Source organism: Rikenella sp. (assembly GCF_056799795.1).
In genome coordinates this window covers 62,739-78,355 of the sequence record NZ_JBQIQO010000003.1, presented here as the reverse complement: position 1 = coordinate 78,355, position 15,617 = coordinate 62,739, and the positions used below count along the sequence as shown (strand labels likewise).

The 15,617-nt window shown below is 55.2% G+C and carries 16 protein-coding genes; 2 read left to right on the top strand and 14 right to left on the bottom strand.

All coding sequences use genetic code 11. The features are described 5' to 3' along the window. Positions 1-183: 183 nt before the first annotated feature. The 4 genes from ACTO3O_RS01625 to ACTO3O_RS01610 all read right to left on the bottom strand — a co-directional run bounded on the left by ACTO3O_RS01625 (position 184) and on the right by ACTO3O_RS01610 (position 1,261). Complete coding sequence (locus ACTO3O_RS01625) at positions 184-324, bottom strand: hypothetical protein (RefSeq protein ID WP_297829661.1); 141 nt, start codon at positions 322-324, stop codon at positions 184-186. A gap of 50 nt (positions 325-374) precedes the next feature. Further along, complete coding sequence (locus ACTO3O_RS01620) at positions 375-614, bottom strand: hypothetical protein (RefSeq protein WP_297829663.1); 240 nt, start codon at positions 612-614, stop codon at positions 375-377. A 183-nt stretch (positions 615-797) separates the two neighbouring features. Next, the gene (locus tag ACTO3O_RS01615; RefSeq protein WP_297829665.1) at positions 798-1,001 is read right to left on the bottom strand and encodes a hypothetical protein; all 204 of its coding nucleotides are present in this window, start codon (positions 999-1,001) and stop codon (positions 798-800) included. Further along, positions 986-1,261 (bottom strand): hypothetical protein, encoded by a 276-nt coding sequence (locus tag ACTO3O_RS01610; RefSeq protein ID WP_482596378.1) that lies wholly within the window; start codon positions 1,259-1,261, stop codon positions 986-988. The genes ACTO3O_RS01615 and ACTO3O_RS01610 overlap by 16 nt, the downstream gene beginning before the upstream one ends. Positions 1,262-1,361: 100 nt before the next feature. Between ACTO3O_RS01610 and ACTO3O_RS01605 the strand changes: the two genes are divergently transcribed. Together ACTO3O_RS01605 and ACTO3O_RS01600 are read left to right on the top strand one after the other, a co-directional pair. Beyond that, a complete protein-coding gene (locus tag ACTO3O_RS01605; RefSeq protein WP_297829669.1) occupies positions 1,362-2,741 on the top strand; it encodes an MATE family efflux transporter in 1,380 nt (459 codons plus the stop codon). 26 nt (positions 2,742-2,767) lie between these two features. Further along, a complete protein-coding gene (locus tag ACTO3O_RS01600) occupies positions 2,768-3,442 on the top strand; it encodes a cytidylate kinase-like family protein (protein WP_294592893.1) in 675 nt (224 codons plus the stop codon). On the opposite strand, the gene ACTO3O_RS01595 is transcribed toward ACTO3O_RS01600, so the two are convergent. From ACTO3O_RS01595 to ACTO3O_RS01550, 10 genes are all read right to left on the bottom strand, one after another. After that, entirely contained in the window at positions 3,393-4,832 is a 1,440-nt protein-coding gene (locus ACTO3O_RS01595; RefSeq protein WP_297829672.1) for an RNA-directed DNA polymerase, read from the bottom strand. The genes ACTO3O_RS01600 and ACTO3O_RS01595 overlap by 50 nt on opposite strands. Before the next feature lie 2 nt (positions 4,833-4,834). Further along, a complete protein-coding gene (locus ACTO3O_RS01590) occupies positions 4,835-5,065 on the bottom strand; it encodes a hypothetical protein (RefSeq protein WP_297829674.1) in 231 nt (76 codons plus the stop codon). Positions 5,066-5,272: 207 nt separating this feature from the next. Beyond that, positions 5,273-5,503: a hypothetical protein gene (locus tag ACTO3O_RS01585; RefSeq protein ID WP_297829676.1), complete on the bottom strand. Its 231-nt coding sequence runs from the start codon at positions 5,501-5,503 to the stop codon at positions 5,273-5,275. Further along, complete coding sequence (locus ACTO3O_RS01580) at positions 5,488-5,640, bottom strand: hypothetical protein (protein WP_298080504.1); 153 nt, start codon at positions 5,638-5,640, stop codon at positions 5,488-5,490. The genes ACTO3O_RS01585 and ACTO3O_RS01580 overlap by 16 nt, the downstream gene beginning before the upstream one ends. Before the next feature lie 1,017 nt (positions 5,641-6,657). Then, positions 6,658-6,957 carry a hypothetical protein gene (locus tag ACTO3O_RS01575; protein ID WP_297829679.1) on the bottom strand — a complete coding sequence of 100 codons (300 nt, stop codon included), beginning with the start codon at positions 6,955-6,957 and terminating at the stop codon, positions 6,658-6,660. Beyond that, positions 6,947-7,330: a hypothetical protein gene (locus ACTO3O_RS01570; RefSeq protein WP_298080502.1), complete on the bottom strand. Its 384-nt coding sequence runs from the start codon at positions 7,328-7,330 to the stop codon at positions 6,947-6,949. Before ACTO3O_RS01570 ends, ACTO3O_RS01575 begins: the two co-directional genes overlap by 11 nt. A 353-nt stretch (positions 7,331-7,683) precedes the next feature. Continuing rightward, positions 7,684-8,067 (bottom strand): four helix bundle protein, encoded by a 384-nt coding sequence (locus ACTO3O_RS01565; RefSeq protein WP_294594640.1) that lies wholly within the window; start codon positions 8,065-8,067, stop codon positions 7,684-7,686. Then, positions 8,054-8,647, bottom strand: a complete 594-nt coding sequence (locus ACTO3O_RS01560; protein ID WP_298080499.1) for a hypothetical protein — start codon at positions 8,645-8,647, stop codon at positions 8,054-8,056. Before ACTO3O_RS01560 ends, ACTO3O_RS01565 begins: the two co-directional genes overlap by 14 nt. A 2,855-nt stretch (positions 8,648-11,502) precedes the next feature. After that, positions 11,503-13,950, bottom strand: a complete 2,448-nt coding sequence (locus ACTO3O_RS01555) for a DUF4906 domain-containing protein (RefSeq protein WP_482596377.1) — start codon at positions 13,948-13,950, stop codon at positions 11,503-11,505. Between the two features lie 51 nt (positions 13,951-14,001). After that, positions 14,002-15,327 (bottom strand): BF2992 family fimbrillin-A clan protein, encoded by a 1,326-nt coding sequence (locus tag ACTO3O_RS01550; protein WP_297831964.1) that lies wholly within the window; start codon positions 15,325-15,327, stop codon positions 14,002-14,004. Positions 15,328-15,617: the final 290 nt, after the last annotated feature.

Sequence of the window (15,617 nt, the reverse complement as noted above, 5' to 3'; positions counted from 1 at the left end):
TAATCCGTCAATCACAAAAAGGACGGCCCGAAAGTGAATTTTATATAAAAACAGCCAGTAATTTATCAATCAGGAATTTATCGGAATCACTAAAATAATCACTTTATCTTTTTCTCGCTTATACCATCTTGCCATTCCGGCTTCTTCTCCCTGATCTTCCGTCTCGACCCATTTCTTACCCATTTATTCCGAGAGGCAACGCAACTGAAGACCGTAGGCCCGGTAGTTTGTGCTATTGGGAAGAAGTATCGATGCGTTGAAACTTAAATGAAAACTCTTGCTTTCGCCGACTATGGTCGCCCAACTGTGGCCATTGCTACCCACGCTCCATAATCCACCTGAGGTATGTGCGCGGTAGCCCGGGGAGCGCCCGTTTATTCCGAGAGGCAACGCAACTGAAGACCGTAGGCACGATGGTCAAAGAAACTGGTGTAAAGGCTCTGTGTACTGAGATTCAGATGCAAGCCCCGGTAGTGATTGTTCGAAGTATAGGAGGTAGCCGATAAGCTGTAACCGTTATCGCCGGCATGCATCACTTCCCCCAGCCGTCCGTGGTAACCCGCGTCGCGGAAGCCCGGGGCGGAGCATTTGCCCCCATTTATTCCGAGAGGCAACGCAACTGGAAACCGTCGGCACTGTGGTATGAGTGGCCGGGTTGAGAGGCATTCATCATGAAGCGCAGGTATAAACCCGATTGTTGGTTCGTCGAGGCAGAGTAGCTGTATCCGCCGTTTCCGGTGTGCCATAAGAAGCCCTCCTCGCCGCCGCGGAGGCCCGGGGCGGAGCATTTGCCCCATTTATTCCGAGAGGCAACGCAACTGAAAACCGTAGCCGTGACCGAGTGTAAAGGCGGGCTGAGTCGCATTCATCACGAAACGCAGATAGACGCCGTTCGTTCCGTTGGTCGACGCCGACCAGACGGAACCTTCGCTGCCGACATTGTGTAGCGCGCCCGAGGTGTCAAAGCGGAAGCCCGGCGCCCCGTTTATTCCGAGAGGCAACGCAACAGAAAACCGTAGCCACGGTAATTCGCGTTGCTGGGATAGAGCCATGATACGTGGAAATTCAAGTTCATGCCTTGGGTGCCACTGGGCACCGATGCAGACCAGACCGTACCCTCGCCGCCGACGTTCCCTGCTACACCCTCATAGACCGTGCGGCCGTAGTCGCGGTAGCCCGGGGCGGCGCCGCTCGGCACGTGAACCGCCCACCACTGCCCACTGACCGCCTCTACTCTAAATTGCCCCCGCGAACCCCGCATCGCAACCGCAATTTAGGTTGGGACAACTCCGAAAATAGAGCTATCTTTGTGAACCGGACGGACGCCGTGTGCCGTCCCCCTCTTTCTTTAACCGCAGACCATGGCTCAACAAGCCTCGCCGCTCCTCTTAGGGACCGAAAAAATATCCACCCTCCTGCTGCGCTATGCCATCCCGGCGATCATCGCCATGACGGCAGCATCGCTGTACAACCTGATGGACAGCATCTTCATCGGGCACGGAGTGGGGCCGCTGGCCTTGTCGGGATTGGGGATCACCATGCCGCTGATGAACCTCGGCGCAGCTTTCGGCTCGTTAGTGGGAATCGGGGCCTCGACCCAGCTCTCCATCAAGATGGGACAGGACGACCGCGACAGCGCTTTGCTGATTCTCGGCAACGTCATCATCCTCAACACCGTTATCGGAATCGCCTACTCGGCGATCGGACTGCCTTTTCTGGACTCGATACTCTACTTTTTCGGCGCCAGCGACAACACGATCGGATTCGCGCGGAGCTACATGTTCATCATTCTGGCGGGAAACGTCATCACCCACGTCTACCTCGGGCTGAACGACATGCTTCGGGCCTCGGGCTATCCGGGACGAGCCATGGCAATTATGCTCACAGCCGTGATTCTCAACGGGATACTCAACGCCATCTTCATCTTCGGTTTCGGTTGGGGGATCGCCGGAGCGGCCTGGGCGACGATCATCGCACAGGCGGTGGCCATGGGGCTCGAATTGAACCACTTCCTGAACAAGAAGAGCTTCATCCACTTCACCCGCGCCACGATCCGGCTCAAACGAACCATCGTCAAAGGAATCCTGTCGATCGGGATGGCCCCTTTCCTGATGTACGTCTGCTCCAGCGTGATCGTCATCCTGATCAACAAATCGCTGCTCCACCACGGCGGCGACCTCTACATCGGAGCCTACAGCAACGTGAACCGCATCGCCATGCTCTTCGTGATGATCGTCATGGGACTCAATCAGGGGATGCAGCCGATCGTCGGTTACAACTTCGGCGCGCGGAAGTTCGACCGCGTGACCCGTACCTTCAAATACGTCGTCTACTGCGCCGTAGCCGTCACCACCACCGGCTTTCTGATCTGCCAGCTCTTTCCGCGGCACATCACCATGCTCTTCACGGACGACCCGGAACTGCTCGCCATTTCGAGCCACGGTCTACGGATCGTTCTCGCCATGTTCCCCATCGTCGGATTCCAGATGGTGACCTCCAACTTCTTCCAGTCGATCGGGATGGCGCCCAAAGCGATTTTCCTCTCCCTCACCCGGCAAATGCTCTTTCTCGTACCGTTTCTGTTGGTGTTGCCGAACTTTTTCGGCGCGAACGGCGTCTGGATGAGCATGCCGCTGGCCGACTGCGCCGCCACTACGCTGGCCGCGATTCTACTCTGGAAACAGTTCCGGAAATTCCGCCGGATACAACCACAACAGAGCTCATCTGCGATCACTGAATAACAACTACTTAGAACCATTCGTTCGCCATGGAAACACCCCGCTTCGTCATCACCATCGGCCGCCAGTTCGGCAGCGGCGGCCGCGAACTGGGCCGCCGGCTCGCCGACCTCTTCCAAATCCCCTACTACGACAAGGAACTGATCGCCGAAGCCTCCAAAGAGAGCGGCCTCGACCCGGAATGTTTCGAAAAAGCGGACGAACAGGCGCCGAGCACCCTGATGCACGCCCTGGCCACCAGCCTCATGATGGGAGGCGGAGCGATGCGCAGTCAGGGGAACGCCCTGGCCGGCGAGAACATCTTCAAATTCCAGTCCGACGTGATCCACGAAGTGGCCCGAATGGGGTCGTGCGTCATCGTAGGACGCTGCGCCGACTACATCCTGCGCAACGAGCCGCTCTGCATCAGCACCTTCATCTACGCCTCGGAAGCCGACCGCATCGCGCGCATCATGCGCTGCCACGGCGCACAGAGCCCGAAAGAGGCCATCGACATGATGCGGAAAATCGACAAAAAGCGCGCCGCCTACTACGACTTCTACACCGACAAATCGTGGGGCGCCGCGACCTCCTACGACCTTTGTATAGACTCTTCGGTTTTGGGAATCGACCGAACGGCAGAACTCTTGCGCAGCTATACCGAACAGCGCATCGCTACCGCCGCCGCTCAGTCGGGACAGCCGACACAGGAGCCGGTACGCTGACCGGCGGCTCCCACTCCACCGTCTCCCCGCGCAGCGGCCTCCAATCTTCGTCCACCTCGGGCAGCCCCTCCACCCGGGCCGACCGATTCGCCGAGAGCGGCAGGCACTCCATCTCCCACGGCAACCGATACTGCGCCCCGTTCGCGCCCAGCCGGTCGCGCAACTCGCGACACAGCCGGTAACGCGTCATATTGTGCGTCAGGTATCCCAACTTCAACACCTCGCCCATCCGCGGAATCATCTTCAGCTTCATCTTATAGCACTTATAGTGCGTCATATAGCCCAGATAGGAGTTCATCGCCGCCTGCATATAGACCAGAAACGTCCGCGACGGCCTCGGGTGCGTCCGGATATAGGCATTCATCGACATCAGCAACGCACTGAAATGGTTGCGCGTCCGATTGACCATGTAGCGCCGATAAGGCTTCACCACCGCCCCGAGAAAAGTCACCCCCTTCGAAATCTCCTGCAAATAGATCTTCTTCGGATGCAGCGTCAGCCCCAGATGCTCCTTCAGGTAGGCATCGATCTCGCGGATATGCCGTTTCAGCAACTCCTTGTCCCGATGGATGATATAAAAATCGTCCACATACCGCCCGTAGTGCCGATGTCCCAGCCGACGCTTGATAAAGTGGTCGAAATCGTTCAGGTAGATATTGCTGAACAGCTGCGACGTCAGGTTCCCGATCGGCAGCCCGCACCCCTTGGGCGACGTGAAGAGACTTTTGCTCCGCGGCAGGTCGGCCCACTTCGACCGGCTCCCCCGAATGATGCAATTCTCGGTCGGATCATTGAAGACCACCTCGCGCAACAGAAAGAAAATCAGATCGTAATCCAGCAACTCGTTCCACGGCTTCCCCTTGTGCGACCTCCTCGGCCCCATCTTCCTCATCACCCGCTCGATAATCTCAAACATAATCCTCCGGTCGATATTCATAAAATAGCCCTGAATATCGAGCTTCAACACATAGCACCTCTCGCGATAATTGTCCGAACACGACCGGATGTGATGCTCCAGCCGCTGAATACCGTAGAGCGTCCCCTTGTTTTTCAGACAGGAATAGCTGTCGGCGATAAACGTCCGTTCAAACATCGGCGAGATGTAGTTATATAACAGATGGTGCACGACCCGGTCGCGAAAATCGGCCGCGAATATCTCCCGTTTGACCGGATGCTCCACCATGAAACAGACGCTCGGCCCCACCCGATACTCCCGGCTGTGAATCTGGTTGTAAAGTTCGATCAGATTGCTCTCCAGATCCATCTCGAACCGCAACTGATTGCGTGTATTCCGTTTGTGTTTCCGCGCATCGAAGTAGGCCCGGAAGAGGTCTTCGAGCAACGTGTCCGGCTGTTCGCCGACTGGATTCTTTTCTTTATTTTCTTCCATAATTATTTTATTCGAACGCTATTATTCCCGCTTATCGCCGGATCCGCTGCATCGCAAAAAGAAGAAACAGGGAGGGCGATAAATGCTGAGAGGCAACGCAACGGAAAGCCGTTGGCACGGTTGTTCGAGTTACCGGGCTGAGCCGCATTCACGACGAAGCGCAAATAGACGCCGTTCGTCCCGTTAGTCGCAGCCGACCAGACGGAACCCTCGTTGCCGACGTTGTTCAGCACGCCCGAGGTGTTGTTGCGGAAGCCCGGGGCCTCATCCGTGTTGGCAGTCGCTCGAGTGATACGCCTCCGAGTCGCCGGCGAGGCGAAAGTCGGAGGATACCTGACAATCTATAGCTGACCGGTCGGTCAGCGGACTGCTGAATTTATCGTTCACTCTGCCGGCCACTCTTGACGACCGACACTCCGGCATCCCTGTTTCCCTTCTGTTTATTCCGAGAGGCAACGCAACTGAAAGCCGTAGGCGCGATTGCCCGCGTGACTTGGGGTGAGACCTGTCACGTAGAAACGCAACTTTTGGCTATTAGCACCGCTGATCGTAGAAGACCAGCTGTACCCGTAGTTACCGATGTCCGTCAGATCGCCCAATCGCCCATAATAGCCCGCGTCACGGTAGCCCGGGGCGGCGCCGCTCTCCTCCCCGTTTATTCCGAGAGGCAACGCAACGGAAAACCATGAGCACGGAGACTCGAGCCGCTGAGAGGAAGCCACGTCATACCGAAATCCAAGTGCATGCCCTTAGTACCGCCGACCGCCGAAGACCAACTGTAGCCGCTGTTACCGACATAGCCCAGCACACCCGAGGTGAAGTGACGGAAGCCCGGGGCGGGGCCTCTCCTGCCCGTTTATTCCGAGAGGCAACGCAACGGAAGACCGTGGCCGCGGCTCATTACGTCGCTGGGGACGAGACCACGAGTGTAGAAGTGCAAGTACATGCCATTGGTTCCACCGACCGATGTACATGACCATCCGGAACCCTCGCTACTGACACTCACCGGTTCGCCCGAGAGCGTGGTGCGGTAGCCAGGGGTCAGGCAGATTAAAAATTTTCACAACAACCATATGATATTAAAGACTCGAAATATCAAAAAGCAGGATGTCGGTAAATACTGAGAGGCAACGCAGCTGACGACCGTTGACACGGTTGTTCGAGTTGCTGGGATCGAGGTCCTGCGAGTTGAACCACAAGAACCGCCCGTTGATACCACTGACCGCAGACGACCAGCTATAGCCGTTGTTGCCGACGCCACCCGGTTCGCCCGAAGAGTTGTTGCGGTAGCCCGGGGCAGCCTGTCGAACTGAGCAACCACTCTCTACAGACTCCGCCGGAAACAGAAAACCGACAGAATCATCGATTTAACTAATCTGTCCGAAACACTGAACGACAGACCAGTAGGTCGCTGAATTTACCCTTCACCCTGCCGACTCCCCTGTAGAAAAAAAGCCGGCACTCCGGAAAAACATCCTGCCCATTCGGCCCGTGCACCGCGCACCGATACCTATCTATAAAAAAGGACGCGACGTCCGGGTAAATGCTGAGAGGCAACGCAACTGAAAACCGTAGGCGCGGTTGTTCGCGTTGCTGGGATTGAGCCACGTCACGTTGAAATTCAAGTTCATGCCATTGGTACCGCTGACCGTGGAAGCCCAGCTGTAACCGTTGTTGCCGACGTTGTTCAGCGCGCCCGTATCCCGATTGCGATAGCCCGGGGCGTTCTCATCCTATCTTGCGACCGCTCGCTTCGCCGCCCGCTGCGGAGAGTTTCTCCGCAGCGGGCGGCGCACGACACGCTCCAGCCGAATTCGTACCATAACTAATCGCGCCCGAGCACGATCAGTGGGTCGCTGAATTTACCCGCATCCTCTGCCGCCGGCCGTAACCGACAGACACTCCGGGGACGTCCGTCCTGTGAATACGCTCCTGTTCCGCCCGTCCGGAAGAGCCGAAAACCGATAAATGCTGAGAGGCAACGCAACAGAAAACCGTTGCCGCGATTGTTCGCATTCGAAGGATTCATGTTCGTCGCATTGAACAACAAACGCCAGGCGTTCGTGCTGCCGTCGGGCACCGACGCAGACCAGACCGTACCCTCGTTGCCGACGTTACGCTGCACGCCATCCGCATGATTGCGGTAGCCCGGGGCGGGCGACAAGCACTGTAGCCGAACCGTAACTATTCCCGATCACCTCCTCTCCGGCACTACGGAACAGGAGGTCGTAGCCATAACTAATGCCGCAAAACATCAGTAAGTTACTGAATTTATCGTCCTCACTATCGAACCACCGTAGCCGTCCGATACTCCGGAACTGCCTGCACGGCACCGTTCCGACACCCCCGACGGACAGAACAGGAAAAAACGCACATCCGCCCCCCTTGTTCCGCCGACGACCGCCGATAAACGCTGAGAGGCAACGCAACTGAAGACCGTAGGCGCGGTTGTTCGCGTTGCTGGGATTGAGGTTCGTCACGTTGAAATTCAAGTACACCCCATTGCTGCCGCTCACCGACGACGAATAGCTGAACCCGTTGTTGCCGACGTTGCTCAGCCCGCCATTGGCTCTCTCGCGGAAGCCCGGGGCGGGAACCGCGCATAGCCCGAATCGGAAAGGCAGTCGCTGGAATATTCGCTCCGCCCATAGCACGAAGCGAACGCGTGAATAACTAAGACTTCAGTGGACTGCTGAATTTATCGTTCACCCTGTCCGCCAGCCGCCGGAGCCCGACGACCGTCCGAACACTCCGGAACCCATCGAGGCACGACCGTCCCGGAACACGACCCGCCACACCGGATGTGCAAAACCAGACCATCAAAGAACTCTCCCCCTCCGCCGCCACCCCGTTACGATTTGACCACAACGGCCTTCCGTTCCAGCTTCATCTTTTCGGAATACCTCTGCCAGGCCTGCAACTGTTTCGAGATCGACTCGGTGTGCGTACACACCACCGCGAACTGCTTGACCGATATCTGTTTGAGGTCGGTAAGCATGCGACACATCAGCTTGATCGTCACCACCCGTTCCCTCGCCAGCCGGATATCCGCCACCCGCTCCTCTTTCGCTCCGTTGGCCCGATAGATACAGAGACACAACTCGATGATATTGTCCTTGAGTTTTTCAGCCAACGTATACCGATAGTCCCGTTTGATGTTCGGCGTGAACTGAAAGACATAGAGCAACAAATCGTACGCTGCCTTGAAGACCTCCAAATTATCATAGACTGCCATTGAGCTGTTTTTTAAGGGAAGACACAAAAAGAAGACATTCGAGCGGCGTCGCGTTTTCGACGCTGAAATTGCGGAGATCGCGCAACACCGCTTCGACAACCGAAGTTCTGTTTTCGGTCATGACCGGCTGAGAGGCCACTACCAAAGGAGCGACCGATGCAATGCCCGTTCCTGAACGCGGCGCGCCTCCGCTCTTTCCGAAGGTCGGCGGCGGAGCCACAGGTGCAGCCGCCGGAGGAGGAAGTGTCGCGGTTCGAGCCACGACCAACGGAATCGCCTCTTTCCATCGGACATAGGCCGCCGGATCGATCGTTCCGCCGTCGAGCACCAACATGCCGTAGGGCCCAGTCTGGACGGGTCGATCACCGAGTACCCTCGTTCGCGAGGTATCGGGAAAACCCAACGATACGATTTCGGTATCCAGATATTTGATGAACCGTTTAGTGATTTTATAACGCGAGATTCGCCGCACGAAGGCGAAAGCCGAGCGTTCGTAAGCTTTCCAAAAAACGCCCTCGGGATAGAGATATATCCGATCGGTGTTGCAGTTTTCGGCTGCAATGATTTCCTGTAGAGTCATCGAAAGAATAGTTTTTTGAATGAGAAAAATACCGTACGAGACAACTGGACACCGTACGTTCCGATAAGGTATAACGGCATAGGAGAGAACGGGAGGCCACCCCGCGGACAAGCCTTTAAGCATTCGATTCCATCCGCCTCTCGAGAGATCGGATCCGCATCACTATTATTTTAAATGTCTAAAACTTATATACTTTTATGAGTAGGATAGCAAAACTCGCCAGTAAATTCGATGAAGTTCTTTTTTCCCTACATATCACTCTATTTTTTCAGAGTAATTCATTTTTCTCACCGAATATGAGTTGCACATGCTCAAAGACAAATTTAACAATTATCCTAAAATAACAAAATACTATTCTAAAAATAATTCCCCACACCACAATTCCCCGAAAACAGTCACAAGCAAGACCATCCACCTGTCCGCCCCAGGCTACCGCGGCTCAGGCAAGGAAATAGCAGTAGGCGCGCTGAACGGCGTCGGCGGCTACGGGTGCAGTTGGTCTTCCTCGATCAGCAGCGAAAATGGTTTGCATTTGAACTTTCATATGAGATGGTTCCGTTCCGACAACCCGGGCAATCGTGGCTACGGTTTTCAGTTGCGTTGCCTCTCGGAATAAACGGGCCGTGGGCCCACGGGGGGGGCAATGGCCTGGAACTACCCTAAGTAACCGATAGCCTCTACCCCATTTGCACTCCTGCGGCTCGTAGAGCCGCGCGGGCCGGACGCCTTCCCCTCGGGAGAGACGCACAGCGTCTTTTAATGACAGTCTCTACCCCAGGACAGAACTCCCGGGCGTCCGACCCACACTATCTTACCAGCTACAAGTTCCGCCTATTCGTCCTCGGAGCGCGCCCCTCGCGCCGCTGATGCGTCGCTCTCGCCGAGAACAGCGATTCCTCCGGAATCGCGCTACTCGCTCTCGGCCTATAGTAATTCGCCGCCAGCGAAGAGCAGCAACGAGCTCCGACGAGTTGCAGTCCGCCGCGTGGGGTGGCGACGAACTGCGCGGCTCAAAGAGCCGCAGAAGCCCAGCCAAAAGCAAAGCCCAAAGCACGACCAAAGGTTCAGCCCCATTCTGTTGGTTTCGGGTTGCGCGCTCCGGGGGTGGGCCGAAGGCCCAGCGCGCAAGCCCGGCGGTTCTGCGAACCACAACTGCAACGCCCCATTCTCGGAAGTTCGTCCTCGGCGCGCCCCCCACGCGCCGCTAATGCGTCGCTATCGCCGAGCACGGCGACCTAAAGGTCGCACAAGCATTGCCCAAAGTCCCTCTCTCATTTTATCATCACATTCTGTCGATTTCAGCCTGTCGCCCATCCCCCCGAGCGACAGGGCCGGCGGTTCGAAAGAACCGCGCTATTCGCTCTCATCCGAGAGTAAAGTCCTAAGCCCGGCCACCAACCTCGCCCCAATTCTGTCGGGTTCGGGCTGCGGCGTTCGACCCGGGCATCGAAGATGCCCCGCCGCAAGCCCGGCGGCTCGTAGAGCCGCAGATGTACGGCCAAAAGCCAAGCCCAACCCACAGCCCCATTCTCGGCCCAGCGCGGCGGGAAAACCGTAACCGGTTTTCCCGCCCGAAGAACAATCGCAGCCCAAAGCTCGCCCCAGTTCTTCGCCCCGTGTCCGCCTCACTGCGGCTCCGCTGTCGCTCCGCCGCGTTTCCGCGCGCCTTGCGCGATTCATTCTATTTCGGCTCGCCGCCGAAATAGCTGAATCGCTCCTTTAGGCGGGACGCGCGTAATAAAGGCCACCCGCCGTGGCGCGAACGCGTCCGCCGGGCGGGCGGTGCCTCCCGGCACTCGGAAGGGGCAGCCTCGACCCCGTTCTTTGGCCGCGCTGGCGGAAATCTTAATTCAAACGCAAATCATGCGTTTGAACAGCAGTCGCGCGCAATCAAGCTTTGTCCCGGATGAAACTGCCCTGCGCGGGCGACGTCCGGGTGACCCCGGCGGGACGGAGCGATACTGCGTATCGCTTAATCTGCTCGGCCCAGCTCTTTATTCGCGCGCCTTGGGAAATCTTGTCAAAACACGCAAGCGAGTTTTGACGATTTCCTTCTTTAGGCGGCGGCGCGCGGCTTTAGCTACGGGAGGGTACTGCCCTTACGCCGGGCGGGCGGTGCGTTGACCTGCGGTCTCCCTCGCGCTTGCGAGGCATCGTCGACAAGCCGACGTGCTCTCGCTTCGCTAATCGGGTCCGGCACTCGGAATGGACAGCCTCGGCCCAACTCTTCGTCCAATTCTTTGTCCGCGCGCTGGCGGAAATCTTATTCAAACGCGAATCACGCGTTTGAATAAGATTTCCTACTCCAGCAGTCGCGCGCGGGAGAGCTTTGACCCGCCTCGAACTGTTCCTTTTGTGAACAAAAGGAACCGAAAAAACTTTAGAGCGCATCCCTACGGGATGCTTTTGCAGGGTCTAACCGCATGGGCAAGGCTGCGGCAGCCTCTACCCAAACCTATATTCACTGTTCGCGCACCCCTCATGCCGTTGGAAAGAAAAGGAAAGAGAGAAATCGCACCCCCTATCATGAGCGAAAAGAAGAGAAAGGGAAAAAGAAGAGAGAGAGAGAGAGAGAGAGAGAAGTAGAGAGAAGAGACGTGAAGTAAAGAAGCAGGCAAAGGATCAGGGCAAGGGGAACCCAAAAGAACAAACCACACAAAAAATAGAATAACAAAAAGAGAAATCCTCCAAAAATATCGGATGTTTTCCGGTATTTTTTGGAGGATTTCTCCTAAAAAGAGCCTCTAAAAAATTTTTCAAAATTTGGGCGGCTTAAAGCCGCCATTTGGGGAACCCGGGCCCAAGCCCGGGTTCTAAGTCCCCAATCGGTTCCGTCGAAAGCTCTCCTGCTCCGTTTATTCCGAGAGGCAACGCAACTGAAGACCGTAGGCGCGGCTGCCCGCGCTGCTGGGACTGAGGCCCGTCACGCTGAAATGCAAGTACACCCCATTGCTGCCGCTCACCGACGACGAATAGCTGAACCCGTCGCACCCGACATTGCCCATCGCCCCCGTGATCCGACCGCGGAAGCCCGGGGCGGGGTACCAGGCGAGCGGGGTTCCCGCGCCCGAGGTGCTTACCTTGTAGAGACGACCGTTGGTGGCTTTGTAATTTCCTGCACCATATTTTTCACCCGCTACGCCGTCCGAATAGTACGGGAAGGTACCGTTGAGCGGCTGGTCTGCGTTTTCCGTGCGCGTAAAGTCAGACCAAGTCCCGTTCGGGGCTACCCGCCAACCTTTAGGACACGGGTCGTACGGGCTCTTTACAGAACCGTCACCCCAGAGATCATTATTCTGATTTTCAGAGGTTTGCGCATACCAGTCGTAGGGGGTAGTCGCATTGTAAATAAACGTCAACGGATTCTTAACCGAATATTCCAATGTACTCGTTTTACCGTATTGATCCCTTCCCTTATAAACTGCCGAATTAGCAATATCAAACCTCTTATAACCAGTAGCATTCACATTAGGTCCAGACGCTTCTGCCAACTGACCACTCGAGCCATAAATCTTAATAGTCGTACCCGTAGCATTCGACGCATTAATAGTTGACGCATCTACATAAGGCAGCGGATCTTTCCGCCCCCACTGATAAAACATCCCAAAAGTATTCTGCAACTTAATCGCGGTTTCAGAAGCGGACGGAGCAGCATAATAAGTGTTGATAGCCCCCAGATTCCGGTCCATAATCACCTTATTCCCATTAGTCTGCTGGAACTTAGGCCCATAACGATGCACTTTCCCACCCTTCGTGTTAAAGGCCACATTCTGACCAGCCGGATACGGATGTCCATCCGTACCATTTTTCGGATCCGGATTATAATTAGTTACCCAGATATGCCAACTCCACAAAATATTCTTACTAGCATCATACAAAGCTACCACAACATTCCCCTCTTTACTGTTAGAATCAGTGCTTATCTCCAATAAACCATTCTGTTCGTCAAGAGAAATATTGGTTGGATTAATTACATAATTAACATCTTGCCAAAGTATTGCGGCCTCCCAATTCATCCGATCTTGCTCTTCTGGGAAAGTTGTCTGCCAACCAGCTGTCAGTTTCCTAGTATCAAACGTCACAGTTCCTCCATTTGGAGCAATAATCGCACAATTGCTGCGGTCGAAAGTTTCCTTGGTAATCCGGTGGTCAGCAGTATTGTGGCCTACGATGGTCACTTTGACGGTATAAACCGAGTTGCGTTCCACGTTAAAGTTACCTCGGTTAGCGGCGGGATTCCCGAGCATCACGGTGTAGTTCAGCAAGGCGCATTCTGCCGGAGATTTCAGGTAACCGGAGAGGTTCACGTAAGTCCCCATCCCGTCGGTTGCAGTAAGAATACGGTCTGCGTCAGTGGTCACACCGGTATTCTGACCCCGGTAGTTTTCGGGCATGTACCAAACGAGGGTCTTGAAGCCGTCACCGTCTGCGGTCAAAGCATCCAAGGCGGTCTTCCCTACAGCCGGATAGTCTTTGTGGCTTTCACTCCCAGAAGTAGTCACCTTGGTCGGGAAAACGGTAGTAGCCGGACGCGGTGCCAAGGTGTCGTAAGTATAGGTGGTCGGCACGTTCTTCAATGCCACGTTGTTGATCTCGATATTGGCGCCGGTCACTTTGTATTTCAAGATGATCTTGGCAAAGAGACGGGTCAATTTCACGCCGGTAATTTTGGTGGTACCGTTCACCGGGCCGTTGTAAACGCCGATCATCGGAATGGTCGAGGTGGCGTTGAACTGCCATTCGCTGCTTGCACCGCCGACGTGTTTAGTCTGTTTCAACAAGTCCGCTACGGTAGCTGCATTAGCAGTAGTGAAAGTCGACGGCGAGTGGGTATTGGCCACAAAGAAGACTTTCCCACCAGCCGGTGCGGTGGTCAGGTTCACTGAGAGGTCATACGACCAGTCGGTGGTTCCCGAGCCAGCAGTCCCTGCGTCGTCGGTCACTTCAGTATAATACGGGGTACCGAGCAATTGACCGTTAGCATCATACTGAATGGCCCAGATGTCGGTGATCTTAGAATCCTGCGCTTTCGGCAGGTCGGCCGATACTTTGGTGTCGACAACTTCAACGTCTTCGCCACCGAAAGAAATCGAGATGGCTTCATCACCCGAAGCGTTCGTTTTGGTACCGACAGTTTCGGCCGCAACCGGCGTCCGAAGGGACTCGGTGGCCAAACTTACCTGAACGGGGGTTTCATTGGGTTTCCCCAATGCGCCTTCCTCCGGCCGATAAATCTCTGATTTCTGGCACGACATGACGCCAAGTGCTGCCGCCGATATCGCGAAAATCATTAATTTTTTCATGGTTGGTTAATGTATGTTTTGTTTGTTTTTGTTTTTTATGTTGTTCGGGTATTACTGTCCAAGCCCGGGTTGATTGTCGTTCACGTCGCCCCAACCGCCGACACCGCCGCCGGGATTCGAACCGCTGCCATTGCCGCCCGGTCGCTGGTCAACATCCACGTCGCCCCAGTTACCCACATCACCACCGGGTTTCGAGCCCGTCGCATTACCGATCGTCCAGTCCGGATTAACCGGTTTCCATCCTCCGATATCTCCGGCGGCATTATCGTCACCCATCTCGGTCGAGGAGTTGTAACGCTGGAACCACGATCCGACCAATACACCGCCCACGTTACCGTCTTCACCCAATTCACCATCCGCAGAAACTTTGTTCCACGCCACCACGTCCAAGGTGAATTCGACTTCGGTCTGCTTGAAGTTCATATTATAGGTGTAGTGTTTCCCTTTTTTGTATTCCATCGCAGGGAATTTGGTCTTGAAGAGATAAGCACTGTCACCCAAAGTCAAATAAATGTTCGCCGGTATCGTCGAGGCGTCATCCAGTTTCGGCAAAACGATCCCGAAACCTGTCCGCCCGACCAATTTCGGTTTGGACGGATCCGAATTATCGATCAAGTCGCCGAACGTTTTCATGAGGCAGGTGTCATTGTCGTACCCGACCCCCGAGGTCAAGTCCGTATTCATCCACCAACCGGCAACGTTCGTAGGCGGGTTCATCCGCCGCAACACAATGCTGTCGACTTTCAATTTCGTGACATCAGCACCGTCCGGCTGCTTGACGTTGAAGGTGACTTTGGAACACTTGTGTTCGAACACCAATGCAACAGTGGAAGCCGATTTGCTGACTGCCCGACTCAACAACGAATCATTGAGCACGTCCATCCCGTGGGTAATCCCATTGACGACATAAGGATTATTATTACTCCCGTTCGAAACAGGCAGCGCCGGCGAGTATGCGTAAAAGTCATACGTGCCGTTGTTCAGGCTAATGGCATCCGGCACCGTCCCGGTCGGATCCACCGTCCCGTCGGCTTTCACCGCACACGGCGTCAGCCCGCCATTCCCATCGGCCACATAGGTACACTGCGCAACGAAATCGTCATATCGCGGATCGGCACCGCCCGAATTACCGGCAGCACGCTTATACGCAAACACACGCACGGTAACGTCTTTGTCCAAATTGACGAGCGCCCGGGTCTGAAGTGCCTGTGAAGAGCTGCCCGCCTTGGCAGACACCTCCGCATCCTGATAGGCGATGGAGAAATGTATCGGGACAACGTCGTCGCCCAGATACATCATCTCTCTCCGCTGACAACCGACCACTGCCAACAACAGGGCGGCCGTCATCCATCCATACTTTTTCATGTTACGTATCATCTACGATTATTCTCCTAACAAATTATCCGACAAAACGTTATCGACGAAAATCCGCCGAAAAACCGCCTTTTCGGGCACTAATTATGTCACAAATGTAAAAACAATATTTTCAACCACCAAACAAAAACCGTCTTAAACACACCAATCAGGGCCTAATAATGAATTTTCCGAATTTCTGACATAAATGCCGCGATCGCGAAACAGCCGGCCTGTTTCGGGCTCTCGCCACCCTCAAAACAGTCATGTCGATAACGCGGAAACGGTAACAAATATTATTCGACAACTATTTT